A 13,259-nucleotide genomic window follows, 5' to 3' on the forward strand; every position below is an offset into this window, starting at 1 on the left:
GGGCCTGCAGACCGGTTCAAGCCTCGGCTGATTAGAGGCACTTCGCACTCCAATATCGCCTTAAATTCATGCAATTCTCGGCTGCGCAAATTTTTTAGGCAAATGTATTGCGAAATTTGCTGCGCTGCATCATGATCGCCGCATGACCCGCCGCGACCTGACCATTCTTGTGATTGACGAGAACGCCATCCGCGCCTCGATCATCGAGGAAGGCTTGCGCGATGCGGGCCACAACCGCGTGAGCATCGTGCACGATGTCCATGGCGTCGGGCGCGTGATCGAACGGCTGCAACCGGATGTGATCGTCATCGATCTCGAAAATCCCAATCGCGATTTGCTGGAGAGCATGTTCCAGCTCTCTCGCTCGGTGAAGCGCCCGATCGCCATGTTCGTTGATCGATCCGACAGCAGCATGATCGAGGCGGCGATCGACGCCGGCGTCTCGGCCTACGTCGTCGACGGACTGCGGCAGGAGCGCGTGAAATCGATCCTCGACATGGCGATCAGCCGTTTCAATGCCTTTTCACGCATGGAGCGCGAGTTGGCGGAAGCGCGCAGCGAGCTTGCGGACCGCAAGGTGATCGACCGCGCCAAGGGCATCCTGATGAAGTCGCGCGGCATCAGCGAAGAAGAGGCCTACAAGCTCCTGCGCACCGCTGCGATGAACCAGAACCGAAAGTTAGCCGAAATCGCACAGAGCCTGGTGCTGGCGGCGGGATTGCTGGAGGACCTGTGAATGGCTGCCACCGCCGACATTACCCTTGGCTTCATGCCGCTCTTCGACAGCGCCGTGCTGGTCGCCGCCAGCGAAAAGGGCTTCATCGCCGACGAGGGCCTGTCGGTGCAACTGGTCCGGGAAACCTCCTGGGCCAATATCCGCGATCGGATCGCCGTCGGCCATTTCCAGGCCGCCCACATGCTGGCACCGATGCCTATTGCATCCAATCTCGGCCTCACGCCACTGTCGCTGGACCTCGTGGCACCCTTTGCGCTTGGACTTGGCGGCAATGCGGTGACGGTCTCGCGCGGCCTTTGGGATCGCATGGTCGCCGACGGCGCCGGACCCGGCACCGACCCGACCGCCAATGGCGCGGCGTTGAGGCGCGTCGTCCAGCGACGCCGCGACGCCGGAGAACCGCCACTGCGTTTTGCCGTCGTCCACCCTTTCTCCGGCCATAACTACGAGCTGCGCTATTGGCTCGCGGGCTGCGGCATCGATCCGGAAAGCCACGTCGAGATTGTCGTGGTTCCGCCGCCGTTGATGGCCGATGCGCTGTCGACTGGCGCCATCGACGGCTTCTGCGTCGGCGAACCGTGGAACAGTGTCGCGGTTGCAAGGCATGCCGGGCGTATTGCCACCACCAAGGCGTCGATCTGGCGGCTGAGTCCGGAAAAGGTGCTCGGCGTTTCGGCCCGGTTTGCCTCCGAACACCGCCCCGCGCTGGACGCGCTGCTGCGTGCGCTCTACCGAAGCTCGATGTGGTGCAGCGAAGCCGCAAACCACGAAGAACTCGCGGCACTGATGAGCACGCCTGCTTATCTTGACCTGCCGCGCCAGAGGCTGATGCCGATCCTCACGGGCCGACTGATGCTCGGCGATGGCGCGACCGGCGACATTCCGGAGTTCTTTGTCCCGCACGCCAAGGGCGCGAGCTTTCCCTGGCAGAGCCACGCCCTCTGGTTCTATAGCCAGATGGTGCGGTGGGGACACACGCCGCATTCGGCCGCGCTTGCTGAGCGCGCGCGTGACACCTACCGGCCCGACATCTACCGGCAGGCGCTGAAGCCGATCGCCGCGCCGATGCCTGGCGCCAATATGAAGGTCGAGGGCGCCCTGACCGTGGCGGCACCGGTCGGAGCTTCGGAAAAAGGGCTCGTTCTCGGCCCCGATGGTTTTTTCGACGGCCGGATCTTCGACCCGGACCGGCTCGACGACTATCTGGCGAGCCAGCGCTGAACCCGCGCCGGCACTCTGCTCGATTATTGTGCACTGCGCAAAATTTATTCAAGCAACAGCTTAATCGCCTTTCATCAGCGGAATGCCCTTCGGGCTTCATCACTGAAAGATCATGAGAATCCGGCCATCCGCGAAACTGGCACGGTTCCTGCATTGAGGAAAGCGTAGGGCCAGTGAGGGTCCGCTCGAAATAATTGGCGCCCAATGAAGGGCGCAGAAGGCAAGGCTGCCAAACCGGGAACGCGCTCTGAACGAGGCAGAGCGTTGGACTGCGGTTTGGCAGCCTTTTCTTTTTTGCCCGAACGTCGCAACCGCAGGCGAACCTCCCATCGCCGGTACACAGGAGAAAAGCATGAGCAGGCCTTCCACCGGAAAATTCGCGAAGTGTTCGACCGTCGCCGCCTGGGCGGTAACCATCTATGTCGGCGTTGGCTCTTTCGCGTCTGCCGAGATGCTGGTGCCCGAGAAGGACGAGCTCAAGCTCGGCTTCATCAAGCTCACCGACATGGCGCCTCTGGCGATCGCCTATGAGAAGGGCTTCTTCGAAGAAGAGGGGCTGTTCGTCACGCTCGAGCCGCAGGCCAACTGGAAGGTGTTGCTCGATCGCGTGATAACCGGCGAACTGGACGGCGCGCACATGCTCGCCGGTCAGCCGCTCGCCGCCACGACCGGCTTCGGCACCAAGGCGCATATCGTGACGCCCTTCTCCATGGACCTGAACGGCAACGGCATCACCGTCTCGAATGACGTCTGGGCGATGATGAAGGAGAATATTCCGCTCGGCGAGGACGGCAAACCGCTCCACCCAATCAAGGCTGACGCGCTGAAGCCCGTCGTCGATGCGTTCAAGGCCGAGGGCAAGCCGTTCAATCTCGGCATGGTGTTTCCGGTTTCCACCCACAACTACGAGCTTCGCTACTGGCTCGCTGCCGGCGGCATCCATCCTGGATTCTATTCGCCGGAAAACGTCACGGGACAGATCAGGGCGGACGCGCTCCTGTCCGTGACACCCCCGCCGCAGATGCCGGCGACTCTCGAAGCCGGCACGATCGTCGGCTACAGCGTCGGCGAACCGTGGAACCAGGCCGCGGTCTTCAAGGGCATCGGCGTTCCGGTGGTGACCGACTACGAAATCTGGAAGAACAATCCGGAGAAGGTCTTCGGGCTGACCAAGGAATTCACCGAGAAATACCCGAACACGACCCTCGCGCTGACGAAGGCGCTCATTCGCGCTGCCAAATGGCTGGACGAGAACAACAACGCCAACAGGGCCGAGGCCGTCGAAATCCTGTCGCGCAGCGAATACGTGGGGGCCGACGCGGCCGTCATCGCAAACTCGATGACCGGCACCTTCGAATACGAGCGGGGCGACAAGCGCGACGTTCCCGACTTCAACGTCTTCTTCCGCCACAACGCGACCTATCCGTTCTACTCCGATGCCATCTGGTACCTGACGCAGATGCGCCGCTGGGGCCAGATCGCCGAGCACAAGGACGATGCCTGGTACGCGGAAACGGCAAGGTCCGTCTACCTGCCTGACATCTACCTGAAAGCGGCAGGGATGCTGGTCGAAGAGGGCAAGGCCGACACAAGCGACTTTCCCTTCGGCACCGACGGCTACAGGGCGCCGACCTCCGACTTCATCGACGGCGTCAGCTTCGATGCCAAGGCGCCGAACGCCTACATCGACTCCCTCAAGATCGGGCTGAAGAACGAACAGACGATTTCCGGGTCGGATGTCGTCGGCGGCTGAACGTCGAGCCGGCGGCGCGAAACCCGTGGCCGCCGGCTCCCGGATCACAATTCCAACAGATGAGACAAATCCATGACTCAAGCGATTACCCTGGCTGACCCGAAACTCGCGCGACGAGAGCGCCTGTTTCAGCGGATCAACAAAGCCGCCGGCTGGCTCAATGTGCTTGGCCTCGGCTGGGTGACCCCGATCCTGCGGATGGCGGCTGGCGACAATGTCGCCGAACAGATGTCCGAGATTCGCAAGGTGCTGCTGGTGCCGCTCGCCGGCATCCTGTGCTTCCTCGCCCTCTGGGGCTTTCTTGCGCCGAAGGTTCAAACCTCGCTTGGCGCCATTCCCGGCCCCGCCGCCGTCTTCGGCCAGGCGAACGTGCTGCTCAAGGATCATTTCGCGGAACGGAGCAAGGCAACGGCTTTCTATGCCCGGCAGGACGAACGCAACGCCAAGCTCGTTGCCGACGGCAGGGCCGATCAGGTGAAGCATCGGGTGTTCACCGGCAAGCCGACCTACATCGACCAGATCACGACATCGCTGATGACCGTCGGGCTCGGCTTCGTGATCGCGACGATCGTCGCCGTGCCGCTCGGGATAGCCTCCGGGCTCTCCAAGACGATCAACGGCGCCATCAACCCGCTGATCCAGATCTTCAAGCCGGTCTCGCCGCTGGCGTGGCTGCCGATCGTGACCATGGTCGTCTCGGCACTTTATGTCGATCCGTCGAGCCTGATGCCGAAGTCGCTGGTGATCTCGGCCGTGACCGTGACCCTCTGTTCGCTGTGGCCGACGCTGATCAACACGGCGCTTGGCGTCGCTTCGATCGACAAGGACCTGGTGAACGTCGGCAAGGTCCTGCAGCTCTCGACGGCAACGACGATCCGCAAGCTGGTTCTGCCCTCCGCCCTTCCGTTGATCTTCACCGGCCTGAGACTCTCGCTGGGTGTGGGCTGGATGGTGCTGATTGCGGCTGAGATGCTCGCCCAGAACCCCGGCCTCGGTAAGTTCGTCTGGGACGAATTCCAGAACGGCTCCTCCGACTCGCTCGCCCGCATCATGGTTGCGGTGCTCACAATCGGTATCATCGGCTTCATTCTGGACCGGGTCATGTATGCCCTCCAATCCGCCTTCACCTTCTCGACGAACCGATAGGAGGCGCGCGTGGCAATTCTTCAACTCAGCGATGTCTCGAAGTCCTTCGGCGAGGGCAAGTCGCGCAACGATGTCCTGTCGGGCGTGAACCTCAAGGTCGAGGAAGGCGAATTCATTGCCATCGTCGGCTTCTCCGGCTCGGGCAAGTCGACACTGATTTCGCTCCTCGCCGGCCTGACGATGCCGGATCGCGGCGCGGTGCTCTTCCGCGACAAGGAAGTGTCAGGGCCCGGGCCCGAGCGCGGGGTCGTCTTCCAGTCCTATTCGCTGATGCCCTGGCTCTCGGTCCGCGCCAATGTCGCCCTTGCCGTCGATGCCGTGCATTCCGGCAAGAGCAAAGCGGAAAGGGCGAGCGTCGTTCAATACTATATCGAAATGGTAGGTCTCTCCCATGCGACGGAGCGCCGGCCCGCCGAGCTCTCGGGCGGCATGCGCCAGCGCGTGGCCGTGGCAAGAGCGCTCGCGATGCGGCCCGACGTGCTCCTGCTCGACGAGCCGCTCTCAGCACTCGACGCGCTCACCCGCTCGAAGCTGCAGGACGAATTCGCCGAGATCTCGTCGAAGGAAAAGAAGACCATCGTCCTCATCACCAACGACGTCGATGAGGCGATCCTGCTTGCAGACCGGATCGTTCCCTTGGCGCCCGGCCCGAATGCCTCGCTCGGGCCGAGCTTCGAGGTGAACCTGCCGCGCCCACGCGACCGCGCGGAAATGAACTCGAACGCCGAGTTCATCCGTCTGCGCGGCGCCGTCACCGAATATCTGATGGATCTGGGCGCCGGGCGAAATACCGGGGAGAGCGGCGCCGTCGCCTTGCCCAACGTCGTGCCGATCACGCAGAAGCTTACCGGCACCAAGCTGCCGGACGCCTATGCCCGAAAGGCGCGTTCCGCGATCGAGAAGAGCTACGTCGAGTTTTTCGAAGTCCGAAAGGTCTATCCGACGCCGAAAGGTCCGCTGACGGTGGTCGACGGCTTCAACCTCAAGATGAACAGGGGCGAATTCATCTCGATCATCGGCCATTCGGGATGCGGCAAGTCGACCGTCCTGTCGATGATGGCCGGCCTCAACCCGATCTCGTCCGGCGGCATCATCCTCGACGGACGGGAAATTTCGGGCGCCGGTCCGGATCGGGCAGTGGTCTTCCAGGCCCCTTCCCTGCTTCCCTGGCTGACCGCCCGCGAGAACGTCGCGCTCGGCGTCGACCGGGTCTATCCCGACGCGACGCCTGCCGAGCGCCGCGACGTCGTCGAATATTATCTGCAGCGCGTCGGCCTCGGCGATGCGATGCATCGGCTCGCGGCGGACCTGTCGAACGGCATGAAGCAGCGCGTCGGCATCGCCCGGGCGTTTGCGCTTTCGCCGAAGCTGCTCCTCCTCGACGAACCCTTCGGCATGCTCGACAGCCTCACCCGCTGGGAACTGCAGGAAGTGCTGATGGACGTGTGGAAGCGGACCCAGGTGACGGCGATCTGCGTCACGCACGACGTCGATGAGGCGATCCTGCTCGCGGATCGGGTGGTGATGATGTCGAACGGCCCGAACGCGCGGATCGGCAATATCATGGAAGTGAACCTGCCGCGGCCTCGTTCGCGCAAGGAGCTGCTGTCGCACCCCGATTACTACGCCTATCGCGAGGAGCTCCTGGACTTCCTGGAGGCCTACGAAGGCGGCGCCAGCCCCGCTCCCGAACATCTCGAAGCGATCCGTGCGAAGCGCGCCGCCCGAACGATGTTGTCCGCCCAAACCCTCAAGAAACAAGCCGCGGAGTAATGGAATGACCGAGAAGCTGGTTATTGTTGGCAACGGCATGGCGCCCGGCCGCATGCTGGAAGAACTCTTCGAAAAGGCCCCCGGGCGCTACGAGGTGACGATCTTCAACGCTGAGCCGCGCGTCAATTACGACCGCATCATGCTCTCGCCGGTGCTTTCCGGTGAAAAAGAGTACGAAGAGATCATCATTCATGGCGACGGATGGTACATCAAGCACGGCATCACGCTCTACAAGGGCCATAAGATCATTGCTATCGACCGTAACGCCAAGACGGTCACTTCCGATCACGGGGTCACGGAAAGCTACGACAAGCTGGTGATCGCCACCGGTTCGGTGCCGTTCATCATTCCCGTGCCAGGCAAGGATCTGCGCGGCGTCATCACCTATCGCGATCTCGACGACGTGCAGGCGATGCTGCTCGCCGCCCAGTCGCGCGAAACGGCGGTCGTCATCGGCGGCGGTCTGCTTGGCCTGGAAGCGGCTGCCGGACTCAAGGCGCGCGGCATGGATGTCACCGTGCTGCACGTCATGCCGACGCTCATGGAGCGCCAGCTCGACCCGGCCGCCGGATACCTCTTGCAGAAGGCGGTCGAGGAACGCGGCATCAAGGTCATCACCAAGGCGAATACCAAACGGATCGTCGGTGAGGAGAAGGTCGAGGGCATCGAGCTCGACGACGGCCGGATCATCCCGGCGACATTGGTGGTGATGGCCGTCGGCATCAGGCCGAATGCCGGTCTCGCCAAGGAAGCTGGGCTCGCCGTCAACCGCGGCATCGTCGTCGATGCCGGCATGCAGACCTCCGACGGGGACATCATGGCACTCGGCGAATGCGCCGAGGTCGACGGCATGGTCTACGGCCTGGTGGCGCCGCTCTACGAGATGGCACGGATTGCCGTGCGCCATCTGGCCGGCGATCGCAGCGCCGCCTTCGTCCATTCCGATACACCGACAAAACTGAAGGTGACCGGCATCAACCTCTATTCGGTTGGCGACTTCGCCGATGGCGATGGCCGCGAGGAGATCGTGCTGCGCGATGCCACCGCCGGCATCTACAAGCGGCTGGTGCTCAAGGACAACCGCATCATCGGCACGGTGCTTTACGGTGAAACCGGGGACGGCGCCTGGTTCAACGATCTGTTGAAGCGCGGCACCGACATAACCGAGATGCGTGACACACTGATCTTCGGCCAGGCCTATCAGGGAGGGTCCCCGCTGGACCCTATGGCGGCCGTTGCAGCCTTGCCGGATGATGCGGAAATCTGCGGCTGCAACGGCGTCTGCAAGGGCAAGATCGTTTCGACGATCACTGGAAAGGGCTTGACGTCGCTCGACGACGTGCGTGCCCACACCAAGGCTTCGGCCTCCTGCGGTTCGTGCACCGGCCTCGTCGAGCAGTTGATGTCGCTGACGCTTGGCGACGCGTACAATCCGGCCGCCGTGCAGCCGATGTGCGGCTGCACGGAACTCGGGCATGACGACGTCCGTCGGTTGATCAAGGCGAAGGGCCTGAAGACCATTCCCGCCGTCATGCAGGAGTTGGAGTGGAAGACCTCTTGCGGCTGCGCAAAGTGCCGGCCGGCGCTGAATTACTACCTCGTCTGCGATTGGCCGGACGAATACGCCGACGACTACCAGTCGCGCTTCATCAACGAACGCGTCCACGCCAACATCCAGAAGGACGGCACCTACTCGGTGGTACCGCGCATGTGGGGCGGGGTGACCAATTCGAAGGAATTGCGGGCCATCGCCGACGTCGTCGACAAGTTCGATGTCCCGCTCGTCAAGGTCACCGGCGGCCAGCGCATCGACCTGCTCGGCATCCAGAAGGAGAACCTGCCGGCCGTCTGGGCCGATCTCGGCAAGGCCGGTTTCGTCTCGGGCCAGGCCTATGCCAAGGGGTTGAGGACGGTGAAGACCTGCGTCGGCTCCGATTGGTGCCGGTTCGGCACACAGGATTCGACCGGGCTCGGCATCCGCATCGAGAAGTTCATGTGGGGTTCGTGGACACCCGCCAAGGTGAAGATGGCCGTCTCCGGCTGTCCACGCAATTGCGCCGAGGCGACCTGCAAGGACGTCGGCGTCATCTGCGTCGACTCCGGCTACGAGATCCATTTCGCCGGCGCGGCCGGACTCGACATCAAGGGCACGGAAGTTCTGGGGCTCGTCAAGACCGAGGACGAGGCGCTGGAGCACATCGTTGCCCTGACGCAGATGTATCGCGAGCAGGCCCGCTATCTCGAGCGCATCTACAAATGGGCGAAGCGCGTCGGCCTCGCCGAGATCCGCCGCCAGATCATGGACGATACGGAGAAGCGCAAGGCCTATTTCGACCGCTTCGTCTTCAGCCAGAAGTTCGCCCAGGTCGATCCCTGGTCGGAGCGCGTCTCCGGCAAGGACAAGCACGAGTTCCGGCCGATGGCGACGGTCGGTTTCAATCAGGCAGCGGAGTGAGGTAATGGAGATGAACTGGATCGCAATCGGTAACGTTTCCGATATCCCTCTGCGCGGCGCCCGCTGCGTGAGGACGCCGCAGGGTAAGATCGCCGTCTTCCGCACCGCGGAGAACGATGTCTTCGCGATCGAGGACCACTGCCCCCACAAGGGTGGGCCGCTCTCGCAAGGGATCGTCCACGGCACTGCGGTGACTTGCCCGCTGCACAACTGGGTGATCTCGCTCGAAACCGGCAAGGCGCTCGGCGCAGACGAGGGCGCGGTCCGCACGATCCCGGTGAAGAACGACAACGGCGCGCTCTTCATCGCACTCGAGACCCTGACACTGGCAGCGGCGGAGTAGGCATGGCGTGCGAGGTCAAAACCACCTGCCCCTATTGTGGCGTCGGTTGCGGCGTCATCGCCCGCGTGGACGATGAGGGCTCCGTCAGCGTCAAGGGCGATCCCGAGCATCCGGCCAATTTCGGCCGGCTCTGTTCCAAGGGCTCGGCACTTGCCGAAACCCTCGATCTCGACGGTCGCCTTCTCCATCCGGAGATCGGCGGTCGCCGCGCAGGCTGGGACGAAGCGCTGAACCTCGTCGCCCGCCGCTTCGCGGAAACCATTGCCGAGCACGGCCCGGATTCTGTCGCCTTCTATGTCTCCGGCCAATTGCTGACCGAGGACTATTACGTCGCCAACAAGCTGATGAAGGGTTTTATCGGTTCGGCGAACATCGACACAAACTCACGCCTATGCATGTCGTCCTCGGTCGCCGGTCATCGCCGCGCCTTTGGGTCCGATACGGTTCCGGGCGCCTACGAGGACCTCGAGCTTGCCGATCTCGTCGTGCTCACCGGTTCCAATCTCGCCTGGTGCCACCCGGTGCTTTACCAGCGTCTCGCCGCGGCCAAGGCAAGCCGACCCGAAATGAAAGTTGTCGTCATCGATCCACGCCGGACGATGACCGCCGACATCGCCGACATGCATCTGGCGCTTGCTCCGGACAGCGATGTCGCGCTTTTCAACGGCCTGTTCGCCCATCTGGCGGTGAGCGGAGCGGTCGATCAGAACTATATATCGGCGCACACAAGAGGCTTCGCCGAGGCCTTTGCAGCGGTTTCCGCGCTGGATCTCGCGGAGCTCTCGGCCCTGACCGGACTTTCGCAGGCGCAATTGCGCGATTTCTTCCGCCTGTTCGAGACGACCGAAAAGGTCGTCACCTGCTACAGCCAGGGCGTGAACCAGTCGGCTTCCGGCACCGACAAGGTGAACGCCATCATCAACTGCCATCTCGCGACCGGGCGGATCGGTCGGCCGGGAATGGGTCCTTTCTCGCTGACGGGCCAGCCCAATGCCATGGGTGGGCGCGAGGTCGGCGGGCTCGCCAACATGCTCGCCGCCCACCTCGACATCGAAAAATCCGTTCACCGTGATCTCGTCCGGCGCTTTTGGGGCGCGCCCGCGCTCGCGGGCAAGCCGGGCCTCAAGGCCGTGGACATGTTCCGTGCCGTCGCCGACGGGCGGATCAAGGCGCTCTGGATCATGGCGACGAACCCGGTCGTCTCGATGCCCGACGCGGACGCGGTCGAGGCCGCGATCCGGGCCTGTCCGTTCGTCGTCGTCTCCGACATCCTGCGAGAGACAGACACGGCCCGCCACGCCCATGTGCTCCTCCCCTCGCTCGGCTGGGGCGAGAAGGACGGCACGGTCACCAATTCCGAACGGCGCATCTCGCGCCAGCGCGCCTTTCTCGACGCTCCCGGCGAGGCACGCCCCGACTGGTGGCAACTGGCCGAGGTCGGACGGCGCATGGGCTTTTCGCAGGCCTTCGCCCACGCCTCTCCTGCGGAGGTCTTCGCCGAACATGCCGCCCTTTCCGGCTTTGAAAACGACGGCCGCCGTGATTTCGACATCGGCGCTCATGCCGCAATCGATAAAGCGGCCTACGACGATCTGAAGCCGTTCCAGTGGCCACAGCCACGGGGCACGCAGCCCCGTGAAAGGCGGTTTTTCGCCGAGGGCGGGTTCTACCATGCGGACGGGCGCGCCAGTTTCGTCGCCGTCGACGCTTCGGTCTCCAGGCGGGCAAACGACACCTATCCCTACACGCTCAACACGGGCCGGGTGCGCGACCATTGGCACACGATGACGCGAACCGGAAAGAGCGCCCGGCTCTCCGCCCATATCGCGGAACCGTTTGCCGAAATTCATCCGCGCGATGCCGAGAAGCTTGCCGTCGCGGATGCCGATCTGATGAGGATCGAGAGCCCCTATGGACGGGCGATCGTCCGCGCCCTCATCACCGAGCGCCAGGCGGAGGGAAGCCTCTTCGTGCCTATGCACTGGAACGACCAGTTCGCCTCGAAGGGCCGCATCGACGCGCTGGTGCCGCCGGTCACGGACCCCGTTTCCGGGCAGCCGGCGTCGAAAAACGTGGCGGTAAAGGCTACGCGCTTCGAGGCGCGGGCCTATGGTTTCGCAGTCTCCGCCGAGAAACCTCAAGGCGTCGATGCCGCCTACTGGGCGATCGCCAGGGCCGAGGGCGGCTGGCGCCTGGAACTCGCCTTCGCCGAGCAGCAAGCCGACTGGATCGGGTGGTGCCGGCGGGTCTTTTCCATCCCGGCCGGAACAGAGCCGATCGGCTACACCGATCGTCAGTCCGGCGAGCTCCGCCTCGCCTTTTTCGACGGTGAAAGGCTACTTGCCGCCCTGTTCCTGGCAACCCGCCCGGTAGCGGTCGCCCGCAACTGGGCTGTCTCGCAGCTTCGTGCCTCGCACACCGACCTCGGGACGCGCTTCGCCGTGGCGGCGGGTCGTCCGGGCGCCGGCAGAGAGGACCCGGGCGCCACGGTCTGCTCCTGCTTCAGCGTCGGCGTCAATCAGATCACCGCGGCCATCCGGGACGGCTGCCACAGTGTCCAGGCTATCGGCGAGAGGCTCAGCGCCGGCACCAATTGCGGCTCCTGCCGCGCAGAGATAAGGGGGATCATCGATGGATGCCTGGCCGCTGCCGCCGAATGACCGGGTCGCAAAGCCGTCGCCGCAACGCGTCGCTCCGCTTGCCACCCTGCCGCTGTTCTGGACGTTGAAGAGGAAGCGCGTCGTCGTTGCCGGCGGCAGCGATGCCGCTGCCTGGAAGGCGGAACTCTTGGCAGCCTGCGGCGCGGATGTTGATGTTTACGCACCGGGCTCGCAATTGAGCAACGTCTTTCTCGGCCTGATGAAACGTGGCGCCGCACATCAGGATGGCAGCTTCGTCCATCACGATGAAATCTGGCATGATGGCATCTTTGCCGGCGCCGCCCTTGCGATTGGCGATTGCGACGACAATGCCGAAGCCGAGGCGTTCTTTGAGGCGGCGCGTTTAGCCGGCGTTCCCGTCAATGTCATCGACAAGCCGGCCTTCTGCCAGTTCCAGTTCGGCTCGATCGTCAATCGCTCGCCGGTCGTCGTGTCGATCTCGACCGACGGCGCCGCGCCGATCCTGGCGCAAGCGATCCGCCGTCGGATCGAGGCGCTGCTGCCGCCGGCGATCAAGGGCTGGGCAGCGATCGCACAGGCGATCCGCGAAAGGGTCAACGCCCGGCTGAATCCGGGCGCGGCGCGCTGCGCCTTCTGGGAGCGGTTCGTCGATCGCGCCTTTTGGGATACACCGGAGGAGGGTGTCGAGACGCGGCTGATGGAGGAGCTGGATTGCCTGTCCGCGACCCGCTCCGCCATCGGCCGCGTCGCGATCGTCGGCGCGGGCCCGGGCGATGCCGAACTCCTGACGCTGAAGGCCATCCGTGCCTTGCAGGCCGCCGACGTCATCCTCTTCGACGAACCGATCTCGAACGACGTGCTCGAACTTTCCCGCCGCGAAGCAAAGCGCCAGTTCGTTGGCGGGCCGAACAGCCGCGTCGCCGATGGCCGGAGCGGTATCCACGATGCCGTGGTGGAGCTGGTTCTGTCAGGCAAGCGCGTGGTGCGCCTCAAATCCGGCGACCCCACCGCTTCGGCCGGAATGCGTAAGGAAATCCGACGGCTGGAAAGCGAAGGCATTCCCGTCGAGATCGTGCCGGGGGTACCGGCCGAGCGCCATTACTCTGGAGTGCAGGGGCCGGCCAAAATCGACGGGCTCGCCAATGTCGGTATTGCGGCCGGCCTGGCTGTCGCGGTCGCGACCCCGGCCGCGCACATCGCCAATCATTGAC

The 13,259-nt window shown here is 63.9% G+C and carries 9 protein-coding genes; all 9 read left to right on the plus strand.

Features of this window, described 5'->3' with window-relative positions:
• Nucleotides 1-142: 142 nt before the first annotated feature.
• The 9 genes from RB548_RS31310 (at nt 143) to RB548_RS31350 (ending at nt 13,258) form a co-directional block, all read left to right on the plus strand.
• Entirely contained in the window at nt 143-736 is a 594-nt protein-coding gene (locus tag RB548_RS31310; protein WP_331376257.1) for an ANTAR domain-containing response regulator, read from the plus strand.
• Entirely contained in the window at nt 737-1,957 is a 1,221-nt protein-coding gene (locus RB548_RS31315) for a CmpA/NrtA family ABC transporter substrate-binding protein (protein WP_331376258.1), read from the plus strand. It abuts the gene before it with no gap.
• Nucleotides 1,958-2,309: 352 nt separating this feature from the next.
• The gene (locus RB548_RS31320; protein WP_331376259.1) at nt 2,310-3,710 is read left to right on the plus strand and encodes a CmpA/NrtA family ABC transporter substrate-binding protein; all 1,401 of its coding nucleotides are present in this window, start codon (nt 2,310-2,312) and stop codon (nt 3,708-3,710) included.
• A 72-nt stretch (nt 3,711-3,782) separates the two neighbouring features.
• Nucleotides 3,783-4,856, plus strand: coding sequence for an ABC transporter permease (locus RB548_RS31325; protein ID WP_331376260.1), 1,074 nt, complete (start codon nt 3,783-3,785; stop codon nt 4,854-4,856).
• 9 nt (nt 4,857-4,865) lie between these two features.
• Entirely contained in the window at nt 4,866-6,629 is a 1,764-nt protein-coding gene (locus tag RB548_RS31330; RefSeq protein WP_331376261.1) for an ABC transporter ATP-binding protein, read from the plus strand.
• Nucleotides 6,630-6,633: 4 nt separating this feature from the next.
• Nucleotides 6,634-9,084 (plus strand): nitrite reductase large subunit NirB, encoded by a 2,451-nt coding sequence (gene nirB / locus RB548_RS31335; protein WP_331376262.1) that lies wholly within the window; start codon nt 6,634-6,636, stop codon nt 9,082-9,084.
• Nucleotides 9,085-9,088: 4 nt separating this feature from the next.
• On the plus strand, nt 9,089-9,427 hold the full coding sequence (gene nirD, locus RB548_RS31340; protein ID WP_331376263.1) for a nitrite reductase small subunit NirD: 339 nt from the start codon (nt 9,089-9,091) through the stop codon (nt 9,425-9,427).
• Between the two features lie 2 nt (nt 9,428-9,429).
• Nucleotides 9,430-12,087 (plus strand): nitrate reductase, encoded by a 2,658-nt coding sequence (locus RB548_RS31345; protein ID WP_331376264.1) that lies wholly within the window; start codon nt 9,430-9,432, stop codon nt 12,085-12,087.
• The gene (locus tag RB548_RS31350; protein ID WP_331376265.1) at nt 12,059-13,258 is read left to right on the plus strand and encodes a siroheme synthase family protein; all 1,200 of its coding nucleotides are present in this window, start codon (nt 12,059-12,061) and stop codon (nt 13,256-13,258) included. Before RB548_RS31345 ends, RB548_RS31350 begins: the two co-directional genes overlap by 29 nt.
• Nucleotide 13,259 lies beyond the last annotated feature (1 nt).

Origin of the sequence: Sinorhizobium chiapasense, from assembly GCF_036488675.1 — a bacterium.
GTDB classification, from domain to species: Bacteria; Pseudomonadota; Alphaproteobacteria; order Rhizobiales; family Rhizobiaceae; genus Sinorhizobium; species Sinorhizobium chiapasense.

Bases quoted from the DNA above. Each gene is read 5' to 3' on its own strand.
- RB548_RS31310 (WP_331376257.1), top strand. From the start codon at position 143: ATGACCCGCCGCGACCTGACCATTCTTGTGATTGACGAGAACGCCATC.
- RB548_RS31315 (WP_331376258.1), top strand. From the start codon at position 737: ATGGCTGCCACCGCCGACATTACCCTTGGCTTCATGCCGCTCTTCGAC.
- RB548_RS31320 (WP_331376259.1), top strand. From the start codon at position 2,310: ATGAGCAGGCCTTCCACCGGAAAATTCGCGAAGTGTTCGACCGTCGCC.
- RB548_RS31325 (WP_331376260.1), top strand. From the start codon at position 3,783: ATGACTCAAGCGATTACCCTGGCTGACCCGAAACTCGCGCGACGAGAG.
- nirB (WP_331376262.1), top strand. From the start codon at position 6,634: ATGACCGAGAAGCTGGTTATTGTTGGCAACGGCATGGCGCCCGGCCGC.
- nirD (WP_331376263.1), top strand. From the start codon at position 9,089: ATGGAGATGAACTGGATCGCAATCGGTAACGTTTCCGATATCCCTCTG.
- RB548_RS31345 (WP_331376264.1), top strand. From the start codon at position 9,430: ATGGCGTGCGAGGTCAAAACCACCTGCCCCTATTGTGGCGTCGGTTGC.
- RB548_RS31350 (WP_331376265.1), top strand. From the start codon at position 12,059: ATGGATGCCTGGCCGCTGCCGCCGAATGACCGGGTCGCAAAGCCGTCG.